We start from the raw sequence: 21668 nt of genomic DNA, 5'->3' as shown, positions 1-21668 counted from the left end.
TCTTCAAGGCGGTGATCTTCGGCTATGTGGTTGGCAGCGGCGCCGGCTTCCTCGCCGCCGTCGCGGCCGACCGCGTGCCGTTCCTGCGGCGCGGGCTTTTGCCGATCGGCAACATGGTGTCGGCGCTGCCGATCATCGGCGTGGCGCCGATCATGGTCATGTGGTTCGGCTTCGACTGGCAGTCGAAGGCCGCCGTGGTCATCATCATGACCTTCTTCCCGATGCTGGTGAATACGGTCGCAGGCCTTGCCGCCTCCGGCCACATGGAGCGCGACCTGATGCGCACCTATGCGTCGAGTTACTGGCAGACGCTGTTCAAGTTGCGGTTGCCGGCGGCAGCCCCCTTCATCTTCAACGCGCTGAAAATCAATTCGACGCTGGCGCTGATCGGCGCCATTGTCGCGGAGTTCTTCGGCACGCCGGTGGTCGGCATGGGATTCCGGATTTCGACCGAAGTCGGGCGGATGAACATCGATATGGTCTGGGCCGAAATCGCAGTTGCAGCACTTGCGGGTTCGGTCTTTTATGGCGTGGTCGCTCTTTTCGAGAGAGCCGTTACGTTTTGGCATTCCTCCGTCCGTGGTGGATAGAGCGGTGGCGGGTTTGGAATCAGGAGCGCATTGAAGGTCCTGATCCTAAAGGGTGAACACTTAACTTCAGAGGGTAAAAACATGAAAAGACTTGCTATTTCGATGCTGGCCGGCGCGATGTCGCTTGCCGCGTTCCAGGCGATGGCCGCGGACAAGGTGACGCTGCAGCTGAAATGGGTCACGCAGGCCCAGTTCGCCGGCTACTACGTCGCCAAGGACAAGGGGTTCTACGAGGCCGAGGGCCTCGACGTCGAGATCAAGCCGGGCGGCCCCGATATCGCGCCGGAGCAGGTGATCGCCGGCGGCGGCGCCGACGTCATCGTTGACTGGATGGGCGGCGCGCTCGCCGCCCGCGAAAAGGGTGTGCCGCTGGTCAATATCGCCCAACCGTTCAAGAAGGCCGGCATGCAGCTGGTCTGTCCGAAGGATGGCCCGGTCAAGACCGAAGCCGACTTCAAGGGACATACGCTCGGCGTCTGGTTCTTCGGCAACGAATATCCGTTCTACGCCTGGATGAACAAACTCGGCCTGAAGACCGACGGCGGCCCGGACGGCGTCACCGTGCTGAAGCAGAGTTTCGACGTGCAGCCGCTGATCCAGAAGCAGGCGGATTGCATTTCGGTCATGACCTACAACGAATATTGGCAGCTCATCGATGCCGGCTACAAGCCGGAAGAGCTGATCGTTTTCAACTACTCCGCCATGGGCAACGACCTGCTTGAGGACGGGCTCTATGCCCTGGAGGACAAGCTCAAGGATCCGGCCTTCGAGGACAAGATGGTGCGTTTCGTGCGCGCCTCGATGAAGGGCTGGAAATACGCCGTCGACAATTCCGACGAGGCGGCCGGCATCGTCATGGACAATGGCGGCCAGGACGAGAACCACCAAAAGCGCATGATGGGCGAAGTCGCCAAGCTGATCGACAATGCCGACGGCAAACTCGACCCGGCGACCTACGCGCGCACCGCCAAGGCGCTGCTCGACCAGAAGATCATCACCAAGGAGCCGACCGGCGCCTACACGACTGCCATCACCGACAAGGCGATCAAGTAGGGCAGGGCCATCAATAGGGCGGTCGGGTAGAGGCGATCAACCTGGCCTCTGCAGCCTGCAATTCGGAAAGGGGCGGGCGACCGGCCCTTTTTGCTGGGATGTAAAATAGCCGTTACCGGTGGAAACATCCGCTCGCCACAACCGTTGTTCCAGTGCATCCAGCTTCAGCGGATGTCACCGCCACAACGGAGATTCCCATGCGCATGCAATCCTTCTCGCCGAAGCTTTCGGCGCTGGCCGTTTCGGCTTCCGTCCTATGCGCTTCACCGGCTTTGGCCGACATGATGAAGATGAAGGCGACGCTCGATGGCGCTCAGCAGAATCCGCCCATCACCACGGAGGGCAAGGGTACCGCCGCTCTCGTCTTCGACACCGCCACGAAACAGCTCACCTGGAACGTGACGTATTCAGGTCTCAGCGGCCCGGCGACGGCCGGACATATTCACGGTCCGGCGGCAAAGGGTGAAAATGCCGGCGTCGCCGTCCCGTTCAAGGGCGCTCCGAAAAGCCCGTTCAAGGGGGCGGCGATTCTGACCGACGCCCAGGCTGCCGACCTGATGGCCGGCAAATACTACATCAACATCCATACGGCGGCCCACAAGGACGGCGAGATCCGCGGACAGATCGAGAAGGCGGCGACGATGTAGCCAAGTCTTGCGCCAACGGAAAGGGCAGCCCTTCCTATCGGATCACGACCTGTCTCTTATCTGGGTCATCGTGCGGGTTGGCGTGATGGCCTCGGGGTCGAGCCTGATCTCGACAATCGACGGCTTGCCGCTGGCACGCGCGCGTTCGAAGGCCGGCGCGAAATCGGCCGTCTTCTCGACCGTTTCGCCATGGCCGCCATAGGCGCGGGCCAAAGCCGCAAAGTCGGGATTTCGCAGATCGGTGGCGACGACGCGGCCCGGATACTCGCGCTCCTGATGCATGCGGATGGTGCCGTAGATGCCGTTGTTGACGACGATGACGATGATCGGCAGATCGTATTGCACGGCAGTGGCGAACTCCTGCCCGTTCATCAGGAAGCAGCCGTCGCCGGCAAAGGCTATCACATCGCGCTCGGGGAACAATTCCTTGGCTGCGACCGCTGCCGGCGTGCCATAGCCCATCGAGCCGGAGGTGGGGGCGGCCTGCGTGGCAAAGCGCCGGGACCGGTGGAAACGGTGCACCCAGGTGGCGTAGTTGCCGGCGCCGTTGGTGAGGATCGCGTCGTCGGGCAGCATCGTTTCGAGATAGTTCATGATCGGCCCCATCTGGACGGAGCCGGGACCACTTTCGGGCGGAGTCGACCAGTCGAGATAGGCTGCGTGCAGCTTCGGTGTTTCATCCGCCCAGACGGGCGTGGCGGCCGGCTTGCGCCCGGCGAAGGCTTCGACGAACGCGGAAGGCGAGGCGTTGATCGCCAGCGTCGGCCGGTAGACACGGCCGAGCTCGCCGGCATCGGCGTGGATATGGACCAGCATTTGGTCGGGATAGGGGCTCTTGAGCAGCGTGTAGTCGGAGGAAGGCATCTCGCCCATGCGGCCGCCGATCAGCAACACGAGGTCGGCCTGCTTGATCGCGGTGGCCAGCTTCGGGTTGATGCCAATGCCCACATCACCGGCATAGTTCGGGTGGAGATGATCGAACAGCATCTGGCGGCGGAAGGAGCAGCCGACCGGCAGCGACCAGGCTTCGGCGATCGTCCGCATTCGCGCGACGGCCTCCGCATCCCAGCGCGTGCCGCCTAGGATAACGAAAGGGCGCTGCGCCTTGTTGAGGAGCTTTTCGAGAGCATCGAGCTCGGCCTCGCCCGGCCGCGTTTCGACCGGCGTGTGGGGCAGGGCTTCTGGCGCCTCGGCAAGGCTGGTCAGCATGTCTTCCGGCAGCGAGATGACGACCGGGCCGGGGCGGCCGGACGTCGCCACCGCGAAGGCGCGCGTGACGAATTCGGGAATGCGCGAGGCATCGTCGATCTCGACCACCCATTTGGCGATATCGCCGAAGAACCTGACATAGTCGACCTCTTGAAAAGCCTCGCGCCCCTTGGCATGGCTGGCGACCTGGCCGATGAACAGGATGACGGGAACCGAATCCTGCATGGCGATGTGGATGCCGGCCGAGGCGTTGGTGGCGCCGGGTCCGCGGGTGACGAAGCAGATGCCGGGCTTGCCGGTCAGGCGGCCATGGCAGTCGGCCATCATTGCAGCACCGCCTTCCTGGCGGCAGACGATGGTGCGGATCGTTGAATCGTGCAACGCGTCGAGCACCGCAAGATAGGATTCCCCGGGCACGCAATAGATGCGGTCGCTGCCATTGGCTTCAAGCGCATCGACGATCAGTTGTCCGCCGGTCCTCATTTTCCTGACCTCTCCAGTTCGGCAAGGATTTCTTCGGTGTGTTCGCCGAGACGCGGCGAGGGCCGCTCATAGACCAGCGGCGTGCCCGACATGACCGTCGGCGCGCGCACCGAGGGCAAGAGATTGCCGTGGCCGTCGTCGAGGTCGAGCCGCATGCCGCGCGCGATGGTCTGCGGGTCGGCGAACATCTGCCCGATCGTGTTGATCGGGCTGGCAGGCACACTTGCCGCCTCCAGTTTAGCCAGCAGCGGATCGCGATCGAAGGTTTTCAGCGCCTCGATTATATGCTCGCGCAGCTTCGCCCGGTTGGCGACCCGGGCGGGATTGGTGGCGAAATCGGGGTCCGATGGCAGATCGTCCAAGCCGATGGCCGCGCAGAATTTAGCGAACTGGCCGTCATTGCCGATCGCCAGGATGATATGGCCGTCCTTCACCGGCACCACTTCGTAAGGCGCAATGTTCATATGCGCGTTGCCCATCTGCACCGGCGATTTTCCCGAGACCAGATAATTGAGGTTCTGGTTGCCGAGCGCCGAGATCTGGGTGTCGTAGAGCGCCATGTCGATATGCTGGCCTTCGCCGGTCTTCTCGGCATGGCGAAGTGCGGCCTGGATGGCAATCACCGAATACAAGCCGGTGAAAATGTCGGAGACGGCGACACCGGCCTTTTGCGGCTCGCGGCCGGCCTCGCCGGTGATCGACATCATGCCGCCCATGCCCTGGATGATGAAGTCATAGCCGGCGCGCGGCGCATAGGGCCCGTCCTGGCCGAAGCCGGTGATCGAGCAATAGATCAGCCGCGGGTTTATTTCCCTGAGGCTGTCATAGTCGAGGCCGTATTTCTTCAGGCCGCCGACCTTGAAGTTTTCGATCAGAACGTCCGATGTGGCGACCAGCCGGCGCACTGTCTCGGCGCCCTCGGGCGTCGAGAAATCGATGGCGATGGAGCGCTTGCCGCGATTGCAGGAATGATAGTAGGCGGCCGAGAGGTTTTCGCCGTCATGGCTCATGACGAAGGGCGGACCCCATTTGCGGGTGTCGTCGCCGCCATCCGGGCTCTCGACCTTGATGACGTCGGCGCCGAGATCGGCAAGCATCTGCCCCGCCCACGGTCCGGCCAGGATGCGGGCGAGTTCGATTACGCGGACACCTTTCAGCGGAGGCTCAGTCATGGATCACCGTGATTGATCGGAAACGCAGCCTGTATCAATCCCGCGTGATGCTGTCACGGTTCTTGCAATGGGCCAAACCCGATCTTGTTGATGTCGAGCATGGTTGTTTCAGCACGCTGTCGGCCCATAAGGCGAAATCGTCCATGATTTTATCTCGATTCACCTCGTTCAGACTTTCGTGGCGGGTCTCGGCGTAAACCTTTGAAACGAGATTCGAAAAACCTATCCTGTGCAGGCGGCCAGCGAGATGGCTGACAGCCCTGCCGCCGTCGGTGGCGGGGTCCTTTTCGCCGCCGACCAGGCAGATCGGCAGGGTCTTGCGGACACCGGAAAAATTAGTGTCGTCGGCACCGTCGAAGACGAACCCGAACAGGTCGCGCCACATCGACACGGAGGCATCCCAACCGCATAGCGGATCGGCGATATACTTGTCGACTTCGGCTGCGTCGCGCGACAGCCAGTCGAACGGCGTGCGGTGATCGGGGACGGCTTTGCCCCAGGCCTGGAAGGTCAGTCGCGGCAGCATACGCGACGGCATGTCGGAGCCGAGCCGGAATTTTTCCCAGGCCAGGATGATTTGCACGGCACGGCTGGCGAGCCCGGCGGAAAAATTAGCGTTCCAGATGGCGGCGGCGTGCAGGCGGCTCGAATGATGAAGGATGAAATTCAGCGCGACAAGGCCGCCCATGGAATGGCCGAAGACGATGACGGGCAGGCCGGGGTGGTCGCCGGCGATCAGGTCGTGCACAGCGGCGACATCGGCAACGACCTTGGCGCCGCCGTGTTTTTGAGCAAACCTGCCGAGTGGGGCATCGGGCGCCTTGGTTGCGCCATGGCCGCGATGATCATGGGCGTAGACATGGAAGCCGCGCTCACCCAGAAAGGTAGCGAAGCGGACATAGCGCGCGGCGTGTTCGGCCAGCCCGTGATTAATCTGGACGACCGCGCGCGCGCCGCCCTCGGCACGTTTCACATAAAGGTTGAGCTCGGCGCCGGTCGGCGATCGGAGCACGCGCTGCTGGCTGAATGACATTGTCGCTTCGTCTCCAACGCGTCTTTCACGCCTGCGGACGTTTGTGTGCGCCGACGCCGGTTTTGCGTCAATCCGTTGGCCTTGTTTTCCGCAGTGCTGTTCTTGCGTCGCAACGCGGGTATCGCAATTCTGACATGGAGAATTTGATACCAAGAGAGGGCGGCAGTCTGTTGCCGCAGCATTTTTCACCGGGGTATTTTCATGCATACGCGGACAGGTCTGGTTTTCGAATTTGCGCTTGTCGCCGCGTTGCTAACGGGTACTGCTCGGGCCGAGGTGAAGATGAGCGGCTCCTTCGTGGCCGACGCCACCTGTCCAGCGACACAGGCCATCATGAACGGCAAGAATCCCGGCAACATCTCGACCGATGCGGGACAGAGCTATGAGCTGCTGGCTGGCAACAAGGATGCTCCCACGCACTATCTGATCCGAGTGCCGGGCGCCGACCCCGAGCGCCGCTGGGTGAGGATCGACTGCGGCCATGTTTCGGGTGGCAGCGCATCCACGGAACCGGCAGCACCCGCGCCGGTCGACCGGGAGAAGTCCGCTGCGCCGATCTCGGGAAGGCCCGAATATGTCCTCGCGCTGAGCTGGCAGCCGGCGTTTTGCGAAACCAAGCCCAGCAAGACCGAATGCAAGGCGCAGACGGCGGCCGGTTTCGAAGCGAGGCATTTCACCTTGCATGGGCTGTGGCCGCAGCCGAACGGAAATTTCTATTGCGAGGTGGCAGCGGCCGACAGGGCGAACGACAATCCGGCGCACTGGCGGGACCTGCCGCCGGTCGAGCTCGAGCCGAACACGCGGTCGGAGCTCGATCAGGTAATGCCAGGCACCGCATCTGATCTCGACAGGCATGAGTGGATCAAGCATGGCACCTGTTACGGCAAGAGCCAGCAGGAGTATTTTTCCGATGCGCTGAACCTGACGCGCGCGGTGAATGCTTCACCGGTGCGTGATCTTTTCACACAAAACGTTGGCCGGGATCTGACCTCCGACCAGATCCGCAGCGCCTTCGATAGTGCTTTCGGTCCCGGCGCGGGCGCGCGGGTTCGCGTCTCCTGTCTGAACGACCATTCGAGCGGCAGGCGGCTGATCGGCGAACTGACGCTCGGCCTGGCCGGCCCGATCGGTCCAAACCCTTCGCTCAGTGAGCTGTTGCTGGCATCGGTGCCGACGAACAATGCCGGCTGTCCGAAAGGCACCGTCGATCCGATCGAGTTCCAGTGACACGCCGAGCCGGTCTGGATGCTATGCGCCGATGCCGCGTCCTGATCTGGTCCACGCGGTGAGGCTGTCAGCCTCGTGGCCGCCCGGTTCGCCGACGACGCGTTCGCGTCCGGTCGATTTGGCTTTGTAGAGGCGCTGATCGGCCAGCGCAAAAACATCGGCAAGGCAGCGGGTCGTCTCGCTGACAGTGGAGATGCCGGCGCTGACGGTGATGTCGAACCGGCTCGTGCTTGCGGATGCCTTGACCGCGTGCCTGATGCTTTCGCCAAGCAGCCTGGCGACCGAATGCGAACGTGAGCAGAGGATGGCGAATTCCTCGCCGCCAATTCTGAACACCTGATCCTCTGGACCGACAATCTCGCCAAGCAGGGCGGCGACGGATTTCAGCACCTTGTCGCCCTCGGCGCGGCCGAAGCGGTCGTTGATCGATTTGAAGTGGTCGACATCGATGACCAAGAGGCTGAGCGGCTTGGCCGTCCGCAGGCTGGCCGCAACAGCGGCTTCGCCGTCGCTGTCGAAGCGTCCTCTGTGCAGCAGACCGGTGAGGCCGTCGCGGCCGACATGCTCGACCAGCGCCTCATAGCGCTCGCGATAGGTCAACGTGTCGAAGATGTCGGATAGTCCACGCGGCGCCGGGATCTGCCGCGCCTCGAACCATCTGATATAAGCGACCAGCATGATGCTGTAGGCAAGCGCCGCCCCCATCTTGGCGAACCAGCCGCCGAAGAAAACCGCGATCGGCGCACCGGTGACGAAGTGCAGCGCGGTGAAAATCCAGTCTGGTCGAAAGTGAGCACGCAAGCGACGGAGATCAGGATGCGAGAGAACAGCGCCTTGCGGAGATAACGCCCCGAGCTTTTTTGTAAAGCAGGATGATCAGGATGGCGTCGAGGAAGAGCAGCGTCGTGCCCCACACCATCAGCCAGCCCATCTGGTCGATGAAGCCGATGTTGGGACGTCTGCCGTTGGGAAGCGCTGCGATCTCGTGCAGGCGCAGGACCAGCACAAGCCCGATCATCAGGGCATTGCCGAGCAGCAGGCCGTAGATCGGCTGCCGGACGGTTGCCGCGTCCTCCTTGATGTAGAGCAGCAGCAGCATCACCAGCTTGCCGGAAAACAGCACCGCGGACCCGGGCGAAACCATGCCGAACGGCAGCGCGACATAGAAGACGCTGGCGAGGTAGGTTTCGAGAAAATGCATGACGCCGAGGGCGCAGACAAACACGCCGAGGCCGATGCGGTGCCTGAAACGGAAAAGCGTGACCATGACGCCGAAGTAGAGAACCGCTTCGGCAAGGAGCGGGAAACTGTTCAGAAACGCCGTCGATCCGATCTTTCTCTGCAGAAATCGCGGCTTGCCGGCGATTCCCCATCCAACACCTTTCTGACGCGGAATGGTTAACCGCAGATTTCGCCGGACTGTCCAGCGAACCGAAAGCGGCGCCAGTTCAATGAGCGTCTTCGGCCCGAATACAGGCGTGAGGCGCCAAAACAGTTTGCCGTTCGGCGCGGCATCGCCTACATAGCGCCCAACTTCCATTCAATCCGACATTACAGTCGACTTTTCAGGGAAAGCGCGCGTGGCACGCCAGTTCATCTATCACATGGCCGGCCTCAACAAGGCCTATGGCACCAAGAAGGTGCTCGAGAACATCCACCTCTCCTTCTACCCGGACGCTAAGATCGGCATCCTCGGGCCGAACGGCGCGGGCAAGTCGACCATCCTCAAGATCATGGCCGGCATCGACAAGGAGTGGAGCGGCGAGGCGTGGCTGGCCGAAGGCGCCACCGTCGGCTACCTGGCGCAAGAGCCGGCACTCGATCCGAGCAAGACTGTGTTCGAGAACGTCATGGAAGGCGTCGCCGCCAAGACCGCGATCATCGAGCGCTACAACGAATTGATGATGAACTATTCCGACGAGACGGCCGACGAGTCGGCCAAGCTCCAGGACGAGATGGACCGGCTGAACCTGTGGGATCTCGAACAGCAGGTCGAAATGGCGATGGAAGCGCTGGGCTGCCCGCCCAAGGAAGCCGACGTCACCAAGCTGTCGGGCGGCGAGCGCCGGCGCGTCGCGCTATGCCAGCTCCTGCTGCGCCAGCCCGACCTCTTGCTGCTCGACGAGCCGACCAACCATCTCGACGCCGAGACGACGGCCTGGCTGGAAAAGCATCTGCGCGCCTATCCGGGCGCGGTGATGATCATCACCCACGATCGCTACTTCCTCGACAATGTCACCGGCTGGATCCTGGAGCTCGATCGCGGCCGTGGTATTCCCTATGAGGGCAACTACACCAAATATCTCGAAGCCAAAGCCAAGCGGCTCAAGCAGGAAGGCCGCGAGGACGACGCGCGCCAGCGGGCGATCGGTCGCGAGCGCGAGTGGATCCAGTCCAGCCCAAAAGCCCGGCAGACCAAGTCGAAAGCGCGCATCCAGGCGTTCCAGGATCTGCTGGATGCGGCCGACAAGCGGCGCCCGACCGACTCGCAGATTGTCATTCCGCATGGCGAGCGGCTCGGCAATGTGGTGATCGAGGTCGAGGGCCTGTCGAAGGGCTTTGTCGACACGCTGTTGATCGATGATCTCGAATTCAAGCTGCCGCCCGGCGGCATCGTCGGCGTCATCGGCCCGAACGGCGCCGGCAAGACGACGCTGTTTCGCATGATCACCGGCCAGGAAAAGCCGGATGCCGGCACGATCCGCGTCGGCGAGACGGTCAAGCTCGGCTACGTCGATCAGAGCCGCGACGCACTCGACCCAACCAAGACAGTGTGGGAAGAAATCTCGGGCGGCGCCGAAGTGGTCAAGCTTGGCAAATACGAAGCCAACACCCGCGCCTATTGCGCGTCGTTCAATTTCCGTGGCGGCGATCAGCAGCAGAAGGTCGGCAATTTGTCCGGCGGCCAGCGCAACCGTGTGCACCTGGCCAAGATGCTGAAGACCGGTGGCAATGTGCTGCTGCTCGACGAACCGACCAACGATCTCGATACGGAAACGCTGGCGGCACTCGAAGACGCGCTGGAAAACTTCGCCGGCTGCGCCGTCATCATCTCGCACGACCGCATGTTCCTCGACCGGTTGGCGACGCATATCCTTGCCTTCGAGGGCGACAGCCATGTCGAATGGTTCGAGGGCAATTTCGAGGATTACGAGCAGGACAAGATCCGACGGCTCGGCCCTGACGCTGTCAACCCGCACCGCATGACGTACAAGCGGCTGACGCGATAGGGTTCTTATTTTAGGGCGGCGAATTCTCAAATGATCTGAGGAGCTGAAATGGCCGACTGGTCCGCCGCCCAATATCTCAAATTCGAGGACGAGCGCACGCGGCCGTCGCGCGATCTCGTCGCGCAGGTGCCGGTGGAGGCACCGCGCCGGGTGGTCGACATCGGCTGCGGGCCGGGCAATTCCACCGAATTGCTGGTCGAGCGCTGGCCGAGCGCGCAGGTCAGCGGTTTCGACACCTCGCCTGACATGATCGACAAGGCGAGGGCACGCTTGCCTGATGTAACCTTCGAGTTGGCCGATGCGGCGGCGTGGCAGCCGGCGGAGCCTGTCGACGTGATCTTCGCCAACGCAGTGTTCCAGTGGCTGCCGGAGCATCCGGCGATCTTCCAGCGGCTGATGGGTTTTTTGGCGCCGGGCGGCGCGCTTGCCGTGCAGATGCCCGACAATATTAGCGAGCCCTCGCACCGGCTGATGCGGGAGACGGCGGCCGAAATGCCGTTTGCCGAAACGCTCGCGGGTGCTGCGCGCGGGCCGCTGCCGCCGGTTTCGTTCTACTACGATCTTTTGTCGCCGTTCTCCGACCGGCTCGACATCTGGCACACCGCCTACAATCATCCGCTGGCCGGTGCCGAAGCAATCGTCGAGTGGCTGAAGTCGACCGGGCTGAAGCCGTTCCTCGACCCGCTCGACGAGGCCGAGCGCCGGCTTTTTCTCACGCGCTACATAGCCAGGATAGCAGAGGCCTATCCGAACACGGCGAACGGCAAGGTGCTGCTGCGTTTCCCGCGCTTGTTCATCGTTGCGCGGCGATCCGCTTAGAAACGGAGCCACACCGAGAGGCAGTGCCTGGCGGCGCTTGACCCGGTTTCACCACCATGCGCATTCAGCCACGCAAGGTCGTGGTCTTTTGTCTCAGGCACTTGATTTAAGCCGGCGTAAACGCCCACCAGGTAGGAAAAACAGTTGCGCCCAGTCTTCGCGGCGCCCACATCAAGCCGCAACGCTGCGCATGGGGACGAACTGAAAAATGCATCGCGTCATCATCAGCGGCATCGGCGTTGAAATCCCCGAGCCTTCAATCACCAATGAAGAACTGGTCGACAGCTTCAATGCCTGGGTCGACATGGAGAATGTCCGCCGCGAAGCTTCGGGCGAGACACTGCTGCAGAAGTCGGACAGTGCCTTCATCGTCCATGCTTCGGGCGTGCAGACCCGCCATGTGATCGAGCGCGAAGGCATTCTCGACCCGACCCGCATGGCGCCGCGCATTCCGGCGCGGCCGGACGATGCGCTGTCGCTGGAGGCCGAGTTCGGCATCGCGTCCGCCAGGAAAGCGCTCGACCATGCCGGCCTGGAGCCTGGGGATATCGACCTGGTGATCTGCTCGGCCTCGCATCACCAGCGGCCCTATCCGGCGATCGCCATCGAGATGCAGCAGGCGATGGGCACGAAGGGCGCTGGTTTCGATATGGGCCTTGGCTGCTCATCGGCGGCGGCGGCATTGCACATTGCGGTCAATCTGGTACGGGCCGGCGCACACAGGCGCGTGCTGGTCACGACGCCCGAGATCATCACCGGCCATCTCAATTTCCGCGACCGGCAGACGCATTTCATCTTCGGCGATGCTTCTGTCTCGATGATCGTCGAGGGGCTTGCCCAGGGCGACAAGCGGCCGGGACGCTTTGAGGTGCTCGACACGCGGACCTGGACGCAGATGTCCAACAACATTCGCACCAATCTCGGCTATTACACGCGCACCGCCCAGGACGATCCATATATGATCAATCTGGAAGGCAATCTGATCAAGCAGGTCGGCAACAAGGTGTTCAAGGAAGTCACCGTCGCCGGACACAAGTTCATCGTCGAGTTCCTGGCCGAGCACGGGCTGACGCCGCAGGCGATCCGGCGCTTCTGGCTGCATCAGGCCAATGCCCGGATGAACGCCATGATCCTGAAGCTGTCGTTCGGCCATGAGGTCGGCCATGACCGTGCGCCGATGGTGCTGGAGCGCCTCGGCAATACCGCAGGCGCAGGCGCGATCGTCGCCCTGTCGGAGAACCACGCCGACATGAAGGCCGGCGACTATGGCCTGCTCTGCGCCTTCGGCGCCGGCTATTCGATTGGCGGGGCGCTATTGCGCATGCTCTGATTTGTCTTGGCGCGAACGGCACCAGCATTAGCGGGCGCCGGTTTGTAATCGCATCAGTCTGCTTGATTGGAGCATCAGTGCTTTAGACTGGACCTGGTGAGCTCACTGCGGCTAATTGCCTGGCATCACGCACGGAGCGAAGCCTTATGCTGGATCTCTTCCCCGAGACCGAGAACCCGGTCGAAATCATCCCGGCGCGGAAGCTTGCCGCGCAGGTTGCCGCGCTTTACGTCGCGCCATCAGATCATTTCGAGACGCGCGCGGTGGATGAATTGCGGCTCGGCTTCAACGGCATCGACGGCGATTTCCACGCTGGCGCGACGCGGCGCTCGGGCGGGCGCGAGCCCTGGTATCCACGCGGCACCGAGATGCGCAACGAGCGGCAGCTGTCGATCGTGGCGGCGGACGAGCTGGCGATCGTCGCCCAGCGGATGGGCATCGGCGATATCAAGCCGGAGTGGATCGGCGCCAATCTCTTGATCGAAGGCCTGCCCCATCTCTCCATGCTGCCGTCCGGCACGCTGCTGTTCTTCAAGGGCGGCGTCACCATCAAGGTCGACGCGCAGAACGGGCCTTGCCGCATCGCCGGGCGATCGGTCGCCGAAAATGCCGGAATGGCCGACCACGAGGGCGGCGCTTTGCTGTTCCCGAAGGCGGCAAAGCGGTTGCGCGGCCTCGTCGCCTGGGTCGAAAGACCAGGCCGCATCACGACCGGCGAGGAGATTTCGGTGCGTGTGCCCGAGCAGTGGATTTACCGCGCGTAGCCACGCTCGGGTCAGGGATAGCGCACCAAGTTGGACCAGGCCGGGTCTTCGTGCTTTTGCCAATAGATCGCCGTGAGGCGCCTGGTAATCGCGCCGACCTTACCGTCCGCGACCGGAATACTGTCGATCATCGTCACCGGCATGATGCCGCCGGCAGTCGAGGTGATGAAGACCTCGTCGGCCTGACGCAGCGCAGCGACGCTGACATCGGCTGCTGTGACGGCAAGCCCGGCCTCCGCGCAGAGATCGAAGACGGTGCGGCGGGTGATGCCGGGCAGCACGCCGACAGCCGGGGTCGACAGTTTACCGTCATCCACGCAAAAGACGTTGAAGCCGGGGCCTTCCGCGACATTGCCGTTGAAATCGAGGACCAGCGCGGTCTCGGCGCCGCGCTCATAGGCGTCGTAGAGGCCTCGCACCAGGTCGAGCCAGTGATAGTTCTTGATCGCCGGGTCGATCGAAGCCGGTGGGATGCGCACCTTGTCGCTGATCGCCACATGCAGGCCGCGCTCCAATTGTTCGGCATTGGCGACCGAGCCGAAGGGAACGGCGAAAGCCATGAAGCGGTTGACCGCGTCGCGCGGGTCGCGGCTGAAGGTCGGCGAGGCGCCGCGCGTGCACAGCATCTCGACATAAGCGGCGCGATGACCCGACAGCGACACGCAATTGTGGAGGATTTCGGCGACGCCTTCGCGGTCGAACGGGATCGTCATGCGCAGCTTTTCCAGCCCGCCGAAGAAGCGATCGAGATGCAGGTCGAGGCGGAAGAAGCGGCCGTCCCAGACATGCACCGTGTCGTAGGTAGCGTCGGAATGCAGGAAGCCCCAATCCAGCACCGAGATCTTGGCTTGCGACATCGGCAGATATTGCCCGTCCAGGAAGGCAACGCCTTCCGGATAGGAGTGCGGGTCTATGTGATGGGCGGAGAGCGAGGGCAGTGGTTTAGTGTGCCCATCGGCCGGCTTGCTCATCACGTCCTCCGTCAGATCGTTTTTCGCCGATCAGATGGCGGGATAGAGCCGCAGAGTACAAGACACAGGCTGGGCTTGCCGCTGGGCCATCGAGAGAAGTTGTTAGTCCTCATCGTCATCCTCGAGCAGACGGGTGGCGCGCCAGCGGGTCAGGACGATGTTGGTCTGTTCCATGACGAAGAAGCGCGCGGAGTCGCGGTCATAGCCTTCGGCCAGCAGTTTTTCGTAGTCGGTGTGCACATGACGGATATGAGCTGTCGTCGCCAGCCACACGGCGATCGTCGGCGGCAGGCTCTTCATATGCACCGCGCCGGCGTCGGCGCGGATCTTTTCCATGTCAGCATAGGGCGCCAGCGGTAATAACGCCGTCAGCGCCTTGGCGATGGCGCGGCGACGGCCGGTCGGCGCGCTCATCTCCCGTCCTGTCCGGGCTCGTCCCGCCCGGCAATCGTTGCGTTCGCAAAGGCATCGGTCGACGCGAAATAAGGCTTGATGTCGATGACCGGCGTGCCGTCGAGCACGTCGATCGCATCGATATCGATACGACCCGTGTCGATGTCGAGGGCGACGAGCTTGGCGATGTGCAACCCGACAGGGTTCGGCCGGGCAGGGGAGCGCAGCGAAAAAACGCCTTTCGGTTCAGCCGCATGGCGGGGGTTCTGGACAATCAGGGTCCGCGGCGCATGGTGCAGCCAGGACAGGATGATGATGTGGCTCGCGCCCTCCAGGCCGAGCAGGCCGTTACGATAGGGCTGGTCGATCGTGAGAACCGCCGGCTGTCCTGTTTCCCGCGCGGATCTCATGTTCTTGGGGCAAGTTTCCCGCGCGGTCCAGGGCGAGGCGATGCGACCGATGAAGACCACATGGCCGTCCGGCGGCATATCTGCCGGATCGTTTTCCAGAAGCTTTTCGCCGCTGCGCGTCTCGAACATGGTTTCCGCCCCGATCATGCTTCTGGCTTTGCGCGATCCACCGCGCATGCGTCATATTCTTGTCCGTAAGCGACATAGCGCTTGCAAGCCTATCAAAATCGACATAAACATATGTTTATATCTTTTCAAAGAGAATGCTCGCATGCATGTCGCACTCGACACCATGGTAGATACATTGAAGGCGGCGGCCGAATCTAGCCGGTTGCGCATCCTGGCGTTGCTGTCGCGCGGTGACCTGACCGTTTCCGATCTCACCGAAATCCTCGGCCAGTCGCAGCCGCGCGTCTCGCGCCACCTGAAGCTTTTGCTGGAGGCGGGACTGATCGGCCGTTACCAGGAGGGCTCATGGGCCTTCTTCCGGCTGTCGGATTCGGATGCGGCGCGGGATTTCGTGCTCAGGCTGGTCTCCGGCATCCGGGCTGCCGATCCGCAGGTCGAGCGTGACCTCGAGCGGTTGGCGGCGGTCAAGCGCAAGCGGCAGGATCGCGCCGCCGAATATTTCTCCGTAAACGCCGCAAGCTGGGACCATATCCGCTCGCTGCATGTGCCGGACCGCGCCGTGGAGGCGGCGCTGCTCAAGCTCGTCGGCAAGCGGCCGTTCCAGTCGATGCTCGATCTCGGCACCGGAACCGGGCGGCTGCTCGAGATCTTTTCGCCGCTCTACCGGCGCGGCATCGGCATCGACATGTCGCGCGAAATGCTGACGGTGGCGCGCGCCAATCTCGACAAGGCCGGCATTTCGAATGCGCAGGTGCGCCAGGGCGACATTTTTGCGCCGCCGGTCGAGCGCGATGCCTTCGATCTCGTTACAATCCACCAGGTGCTGCACTATCTCGACGATCCCGCCCGCGCCATCCGCGAGGCAGCAAGGCTGCTGCGCCCGGCAGGCCGGCTGGTGATCGTCGATTTCGCTCCGCACGCGCTGGAATTCCTGCGCGACGCGCACGCGCATGTGCGGCTCGGCTTTTCCGACCGGCAGATCACCGAGTGGTTTTCCGATGCCGGGCTCGACCTCGAGGACAGCCAGGAATTCGAGCCGCGCGGCGGCAACGAGGCCAGGCTCACCGTAAAACTGTGGCTCGGCCGTGATCAGCGCATGCTGATCGCCGATCCTTCCAACCACGCACAACCGGCCAATGCCTATCCGATAGGGGAAACCGCCTGATGAACCAGTTCCGCTTTTCCCGCCGCCCTGACATTGGTGACAAGATCCGGGTTTCGTTCGAGTTCTTCCCACCGAAGAGCGATGAAATGGAAGCACGGCTGTGGGACACAGTTACCCGGCTGCAGCCGCTCAAGCCGAAATTCGTCTCCGTCACCTATGGCGCCGGCGGCTCGACCCGCGAGCGCACGGCACGCACGGTCAAGCGCATCCTCAACGAAACGGCGCTGACGCCGGCGGCGCACATGACGTGCGTCGATGCGGCGCGTCACGAGGTCGATGAGGTCATTCAGGAATTTGCCGAGATGGGGGTCACCCGCTTCGTCGCCTTGCGCGGCGACCCGGCCGAGGGCGTCGGCGCCGCCTACCGTCCGCATCCGGACGGCTATGCCAATGGCGCCGAACTGGTGGGGGCGCTGAAGAGTGTCGGCGATTTCGACATCTCGGTCTCCGCCTATCCGGAAAAGCATCCGGAGAGCCCGGATTTCGCCACCGACATCGACATGCTGAAGCGCAAGGTCGACAATGGCGCGACGCGGGCGATCACCCAGTTCTTCTTCGACAATGACCTCTACGAGCGCTATGTCGAGCGGGCACGGCGGGCCGGCATCTACATCCCGATCGTGCCGGGCATATTGCCGGTCCACAATTTCACCCAGGTCGCCAATTTCTCGTCGCGCTGCGGCGCGCTGGTGCCGGCATGGCTGGCCGAGCGCTTCGACGGGCTACAGAAGGACCCGCAGACGCATGCGCTGGTGGCATCCGCGGTGGCGGCCGAGCAGGTGCTGGACCTTGTCGAGCGCGGCGTCAGTGATTTCCATTTCTACACGATGAACCGGGCCGATCTGGTCTTCGCCGTCTGCCACATGATCGGCATCCGCTCGCATGAGGCTGAAGCTGCGGGGTCTGCTGCGGCGTAAGTCTCGATCGAGTCTTTGGAAATGCAAAAAAGGCCGGGTAAAAACCCGGCCTTTTCAATGACTTGGACTATTCGGTGCTGATCTTCCGTTGCTTTGGCGGGTCTACGGAAGAAAACCCATAATTAGGGCTCCGATGAATGCAAACGCAGCACAGATCATCAATGCGTTGATTGGCCTCGTGAGTCCCACGTCATAGCCTCCTCTTAAAGAGCTATGGCCAGAGTCTAGGGTCATTTGTGCCACAGGCAAGCGGAAAATATGCTGCAATGCGACGACATTGTGGAATTCACGACCGGCCATTTGCCGTTAGGTCTTGAAACTCTTCGGCAAAATCCCGCTTCGGACCTGTGCATAAAATGTGACGAAGCTGGGGCGAGGATAGATATGACAGCGCTACCGTAGCCGAAAGTCGGAATCGATTTTCGGGTCGATGCGAAGTTCAACGAGTTAGAGCGTCGTTTGCGTGTCCAATACGAAGCTCTAATGCTGGCGGCCGAACAGGCGGCCGTCGATGGTGACGAGGCCCATCGCGATCAGTGCCATGCCGCCGAGCTCGAACAATTCGAGCCGCTCGCCCAGGAACAGAAAGCCGAGCAGGATGGCACTGGCCGGCACGATCAGCGTGACCAGCGAGGCGTTGGTGGCGCCGGCCGAGGCGACGAGGTTGAAATAAAGGATGTAGGCGAAGGCGGTGGACAGCAGGGCCAGCGCCAACACCGCTGCCCACACCGGCGGCGAGGCCGAAAACAGGTTGGCAGTGCCGTGGCTAAGCAGCACGATCGGGATCATGATAATGGTCGAGGCGGTCAATTGTCCCGTGGCGATGACCGATGAAGGCACGCCCTTGAAGCGGCGGGCAATCATCAGGGCGACCGCATAGGACAGCGACGCACCGACAAGCGCGAATTTCGCCCAGACCGGTCCGGCCAGCCCGGCAAGCAGGCCGGGACCGATCATCACCGCCGTGCCGACGATGCCGAGCGCGATCCCGGCAAGCTTGTTCCAGGAGAGTTTTTCGTCTGATGTCAGCGCGTTGGCGAGGATTAACGTCCAGAACGGCGTCGTCGAATTGAGCACCGAGGCGACACCGGCGCCAAGTTCGGTCTGGCCGGCGAAGATCAGCGAGAAGGGAATGACGTTGTTGACGAGCGCCAGCAGGAAGAACAGACCGGCATGCGGCAAGGCGAGGCGGAACGACGGACCGCGCTGGCCGAGATAGAGATGCAGCGCCAGCGCCGCGATGGCGACGCGAAACAGCACCAGCACCAGCGGGGGAATCTCGGCAACCGCAATGCGGGCAAAGAAGAACGAGCCACCCCAGATCGCACCTAACAGCAGAAGTTGTGCCCAGTCTTTCAGGGCCATAGGTCCGCGCATTGCCATGGATCGTCCTCCCAGATGGCTCTGAATCAAGCCAATCAGGCGTCTGTTCAGGTCATATCCTGTTCGACGGCAAGGGCCACCCGAATCCAGATCGGTGGGCTAGCATTCCCATCATCTGGCGTAGCGCCGCGGCGTTCGGGCCGCGAGACACAGAATTGTTTTCATTCCCGCATAGGTTGGATTAATTGTGCGCAGTCTAGGTCAAGGGATTCGTCCATGCAGCGATTCGAAAATGCGCGCGAAGCGGCGCTGGCGCTTCGCCCGGACGATCCGATTTATTGCTTTCGCCCGCAGGTGCTGAAGGCGGACGCCGCGCAGTTCATGGGCATGTTTCCCGGCAAGACCGCCTATGCGGTCAAGACCAACGGCGAGCAGATCGTGCTGAAGGCGCTGGTTGAGGCCGGCGTCGGCACTTTCGACGTGGCCTCGCCCGGCGAATTCGCCGCCGTGCGCGCGGTCTCGCCCGACGCCGAGATGCTCTACATGCATCCGGTCAAGGCACAGTCGGATATCAAGCTGGCGCTGGAGAAATATGGTATCCGGGTCATCTCGCTCGATCATGAGGACGAGATCACCAAGCTGACCCGCGTGGTGCGGGCGCTCGATATCGATCCGGGTGCGATCACTGTATTCGTGCGCATCCAGACGAAAGGATCGGCCGCCTACGAACTGTCGAAGAAATTCGGCGCCGGACCGGCCAATGCGGTCGAGCTGGCCGAACGGCTGAACCGGACGGGCTACAAGGTCGGGCTGTGCTTCCATGTCGGCAGCCAGATCGAGGATCCCGACACCTATGAGCGGGCGCTGGCCTCGGCCGACTGGGTGCGCAACCGCGTCAGCTTCGACATTGCCGGGCTCGATGTCGGCGGCGGTTTTCCCGCCGAATATGGCCATGATCCCAACCGCAAGCTGATCGAGATGCCGTCGCTCGGCCAGATCATGTCGCGGCTGTCGGGCGACCTGAACGAATATCAGTTCGACCAGATGCCGCTGGTGGCGGAGCCGGGCCGGGTGATCGTGGCGCGCTGCCTGTCACTGATCGTGCGCGTGCTGCTGCGCAAGGGCAAGCGGCTCTACATCAATGACGGCATTTGGGCGTCGCTGTCGGATTCATGGACCGGCAAGATCACGCTGCCGGCGCGCTTCATCCCAGACCCGGCGATCCGTTCGCGCAATGGCGAGGAGAAGACCATTGTGCCGTTCAAGGTCTGCGGCGCGACCTGCGATTCCGTCGATATCCTGTCGCGGCCGTTCTGGCTGCCGGAAACGGTCGATACCGGCGACTGGATCGAGATCGGTCATATCGGCGCCTATTCGCTGTCGCTGAGGACACGCTTCAATGGCTTCTATCCCGACACCTTCGTCGAAGTGACGACGCCGTTCGACGAAGGGGACGCGCCGCAAGGGTTTGCCAGCCTGGAGACGATGGCGGATTAGGCCATGTAGGTCAGGCCACTCCGCCGCCGGCCTGAATGTTCTCGCCGGTCAGCCAGCGGGCTTGGTCGGAGGCGAGGAAAACCGCGACGTCGGCAACATCGCGCGGCGCTCCGATCCTGCCGAAAGGCGACATGCCGGCGGCGATCGCGCGATCTCGCTCGGGCAGCAGGTCGGTGTCGGTAAAGCCTGGCGAAAGCGCATTCACGGTGACGCGGCGCGGCCCGAGTTCGCGCGAGAGGACGCGGACGAACTGCTCGACGGCTCCTTTGCTGCCGAGATAAAGGGCCGTCTGCGTGAAGAACATCTTGGTTCCACCGGTAGAGACGGCGATGATGCGGCCACCGTCGCGCACGCGGCGCGCCGCTTCCTGAAGCGTGAAGAAGGTGCCTCTGGCGTTGGCGCCGAAGACGTGGTCGAAGTCGGCTTCGGTGGCCTCGACCAGCGGCTTTATGACGGCGACGCCGACGTTGGCGACAACGATGTCAATTGCCCCCATCTGCTTTTCGGTCTCATCGAACAGCCGGCGGATGTCGGAAACGCTGGAGATGTCGGCCTGAATGGCAAGAGCTTTTCCGCCACTCTCGCGGACGGCGGCAACGGCCTCCTCGGCGGCTTTCTCGTTACCGACATAGTTGACGACGACGGTCGCCCCGTTTGCAGCTAGCCCCTCGGCGATGGCGCGTCCAATGCCGCGCGAACTGCCCGTCACGAGCGCGGTTTTGCCTTCAAGCGAATGAGACATGAAGCATTCCTTTCGACTGGTGTTGCGGCCGCTTCAATAAAGCGACGATTCCATCTGTCGAAAGCTAGGAGCATGCTATTGATCAAATAATGGGCTATTATCTAAGTAACTCGTTAAGCTAGAGGTACATAATGCGAGGAACCGAGTTTTCCGAGCTCAAGGCGTTTGCAGCGATCATCGAGGAGGGCAGCTTTGTCCGCGCCGCGGCCAGGCTCAGGATCTCGCCGCCAGCGCTTAGCCAGACGATCCGCGGGCTCGAAGAGCGTGTCGGTGTCCGGCTGCTCAACCGCACGACCCGCAGCGTGTCGCCGACCGCAGCAGGCGAAACGCTGTTTGCCCGCCTCGCTCCGGCATTCAGCGAACTGGAAGGCGCTGTCGCCGACGCTCATGCATCACGCGATCGGCCGGCAGGCTCGCTGCGCATCAACGTTCCACGCATCGCTGCCATACGTTTCATTACTCCCATCCTCGGCGATTTTCAGCGCGCCTATCCCGATATCGCGCTGACCGTCATCATCGACGATATGCTGACCGACATTGTCGAGGGGCGGTTCGATGCCGGAA

Annotated in this window: 20 protein-coding genes and 1 pseudogene; 12 read left to right on the top strand and 9 right to left on the bottom strand. The window is 62.5% G+C overall.

Annotated elements, in window-relative coordinates; all coding sequences use genetic code 11:
• The 3 genes from EOA85_RS06325 to EOA85_RS06315 form a co-directional block, all read left to right on the top strand.
• On the top strand, positions 1 to 590 hold a 590-nt coding region (locus EOA85_RS06325; RefSeq protein ID WP_164759510.1), incomplete at its 5' end, for an ABC transporter permease.
• 81 nt (positions 591 to 671) lie between these two features.
• On the top strand, positions 672 to 1643 hold the full coding sequence (locus EOA85_RS06320) for an ABC transporter substrate-binding protein (RefSeq protein WP_127208760.1): 972 nt from the start codon (positions 672 to 674) through the stop codon (positions 1641 to 1643).
• Positions 1644 to 1840: 197 nt separating this feature from the next.
• On the top strand, positions 1841 to 2290 hold the full coding sequence (locus EOA85_RS06315) for a CHRD domain-containing protein (RefSeq protein ID WP_065009914.1): 450 nt from the start codon (positions 1841 to 1843) through the stop codon (positions 2288 to 2290).
• Between the two features lie 42 nt (positions 2291 to 2332).
• Here EOA85_RS06315 and EOA85_RS06310 read toward each other — a convergent pair whose 3' ends face one another.
• From EOA85_RS06310 to EOA85_RS06300, 3 genes are read right to left on the bottom strand one after another with little or no spacing between them, the layout of a single operon-like run.
• Positions 2333 to 3982 (bottom strand): thiamine pyrophosphate-binding protein, encoded by a 1650-nt coding sequence (locus tag EOA85_RS06310; protein ID WP_127208759.1) that lies wholly within the window; start codon positions 3980 to 3982, stop codon positions 2333 to 2335.
• On the bottom strand, positions 3979 to 5154 hold the full coding sequence (locus EOA85_RS06305) for a CaiB/BaiF CoA-transferase family protein (RefSeq protein ID WP_127208758.1): 1176 nt from the start codon (positions 5152 to 5154) through the stop codon (positions 3979 to 3981). Before EOA85_RS06305 ends, EOA85_RS06310 begins: the two co-directional genes overlap by 4 nt.
• Before the next feature lie 34 nt (positions 5155 to 5188).
• Complete coding sequence (locus tag EOA85_RS06300) at positions 5189 to 6187, bottom strand: alpha/beta hydrolase (RefSeq protein WP_127208757.1); 999 nt, start codon at positions 6185 to 6187, stop codon at positions 5189 to 5191.
• 201 nt (positions 6188 to 6388) lie between these two features.
• On the opposite strand from EOA85_RS06300, the gene EOA85_RS06295 reads away from it, so the two are divergent.
• Positions 6389 to 7414: a ribonuclease gene (locus tag EOA85_RS06295; RefSeq protein ID WP_127208756.1), complete on the top strand. Its 1026-nt coding sequence runs from the start codon at positions 6389 to 6391 to the stop codon at positions 7412 to 7414.
• Between the two features lie 21 nt (positions 7415 to 7435).
• On the opposite strand, the pseudogene EOA85_RS06290 reads toward EOA85_RS06295, so the two are convergent.
• Positions 7436 to 8791 (bottom strand): annotated as a pseudogene (locus EOA85_RS06290) (GGDEF domain-containing protein).
• Positions 8792 to 8994: 203 nt separating this feature from the next.
• Here EOA85_RS06290 and ettA point away from each other — a divergent pair.
• From ettA to EOA85_RS06270, 4 genes are all read left to right on the top strand, one after another.
• The gene (gene ettA / locus EOA85_RS06285) at positions 8995 to 10644 is read left to right on the top strand and encodes an energy-dependent translational throttle protein EttA (RefSeq protein ID WP_127208755.1); all 1650 of its coding nucleotides are present in this window, start codon (positions 8995 to 8997) and stop codon (positions 10642 to 10644) included.
• A gap of 48 nt (positions 10645 to 10692) precedes the next feature.
• Positions 10693 to 11463 (top strand): trans-aconitate 2-methyltransferase, encoded by a 771-nt coding sequence (gene tam, locus EOA85_RS06280; protein WP_127208754.1) that lies wholly within the window; start codon positions 10693 to 10695, stop codon positions 11461 to 11463.
• A 208-nt stretch (positions 11464 to 11671) separates the two neighbouring features.
• Complete coding sequence (locus EOA85_RS06275; protein ID WP_095492241.1) at positions 11672 to 12793, top strand: beta-ketoacyl-ACP synthase III; 1122 nt, start codon at positions 11672 to 11674, stop codon at positions 12791 to 12793.
• 146 nt (positions 12794 to 12939) lie between these two features.
• Positions 12940 to 13557, top strand: a complete 618-nt coding sequence (locus EOA85_RS06270) for an MOSC domain-containing protein (RefSeq protein ID WP_127208753.1) — start codon at positions 12940 to 12942, stop codon at positions 13555 to 13557.
• Between the two features lie 11 nt (positions 13558 to 13568).
• On the opposite strand, the gene EOA85_RS06265 is transcribed toward EOA85_RS06270, so the two are convergent.
• From EOA85_RS06265 to tsaA, 3 genes are all read right to left on the bottom strand, one after another.
• Entirely contained in the window at positions 13569 to 14528 is a 960-nt protein-coding gene (locus tag EOA85_RS06265) for a D-amino acid aminotransferase (RefSeq protein WP_127208752.1), read from the bottom strand.
• 102 nt (positions 14529 to 14630) lie between these two features.
• Positions 14631 to 14942 carry a DUF2293 domain-containing protein gene (locus EOA85_RS06260; RefSeq protein ID WP_065010335.1) on the bottom strand — a complete coding sequence of 104 codons (312 nt, stop codon included), beginning with the start codon at positions 14940 to 14942 and terminating at the stop codon, positions 14631 to 14633.
• On the bottom strand, positions 14939 to 15460 hold the full coding sequence (gene tsaA, locus EOA85_RS06255; protein WP_164759509.1) for a tRNA (N6-threonylcarbamoyladenosine(37)-N6)-methyltransferase TrmO: 522 nt from the start codon (positions 15458 to 15460) through the stop codon (positions 14939 to 14941). The genes EOA85_RS06260 and tsaA overlap by 4 nt, the downstream gene beginning before the upstream one ends.
• A 142-nt stretch (positions 15461 to 15602) precedes the next feature.
• On the opposite strand from tsaA, the gene EOA85_RS06250 reads away from it, so the two are divergent.
• Both EOA85_RS06250 and metF read left to right on the top strand, forming a co-directional pair.
• Positions 15603 to 16625, top strand: a complete 1023-nt coding sequence (locus EOA85_RS06250; RefSeq protein WP_127208750.1) for a metalloregulator ArsR/SmtB family transcription factor — start codon at positions 15603 to 15605, stop codon at positions 16623 to 16625.
• Positions 16625 to 17542, top strand: a complete 918-nt coding sequence (gene metF / locus EOA85_RS06245; RefSeq protein WP_127208749.1) for a methylenetetrahydrofolate reductase [NAD(P)H] — start codon at positions 16625 to 16627, stop codon at positions 17540 to 17542. The genes EOA85_RS06250 and metF overlap by 1 nt, the downstream gene beginning before the upstream one ends.
• Before the next feature lie 480 nt (positions 17543 to 18022).
• Here the strand turns inward: metF and EOA85_RS06240 are convergent, their stop codons facing one another.
• The gene (locus tag EOA85_RS06240) at positions 18023 to 18925 is read right to left on the bottom strand and encodes a DMT family transporter (RefSeq protein WP_127208748.1); all 903 of its coding nucleotides are present in this window, start codon (positions 18923 to 18925) and stop codon (positions 18023 to 18025) included.
• A gap of 216 nt (positions 18926 to 19141) precedes the next feature.
• On the opposite strand from EOA85_RS06240, the gene EOA85_RS06235 reads away from it, so the two are divergent.
• Entirely contained in the window at positions 19142 to 20362 is a 1221-nt protein-coding gene (locus EOA85_RS06235; protein ID WP_029351502.1) for an alanine racemase, read from the top strand.
• A 10-nt stretch (positions 20363 to 20372) separates the two neighbouring features.
• Here the strand turns inward: EOA85_RS06235 and EOA85_RS06230 are convergent, their stop codons facing one another.
• On the bottom strand, positions 20373 to 21104 hold the full coding sequence (locus EOA85_RS06230) for an SDR family oxidoreductase (protein WP_127208747.1): 732 nt from the start codon (positions 21102 to 21104) through the stop codon (positions 20373 to 20375).
• A gap of 131 nt (positions 21105 to 21235) precedes the next feature.
• Here EOA85_RS06230 and EOA85_RS06225 point away from each other — a divergent pair.
• On the top strand, positions 21236 to 21668 hold a 433-nt coding region (locus EOA85_RS06225; protein ID WP_164759508.1), incomplete at its 3' end, for a LysR family transcriptional regulator.

It is taken from the genome of Mesorhizobium sp. M5C.F.Ca.IN.020.29.1.1 (assembly GCF_003997375.1).
In the GTDB taxonomy this organism is placed as follows: Bacteria; Pseudomonadota; Alphaproteobacteria; order Rhizobiales; family Rhizobiaceae; genus Mesorhizobium; species Mesorhizobium wenxiniae.
This window is presented reverse-complemented; position numbering and strand designations above follow the sequence as displayed.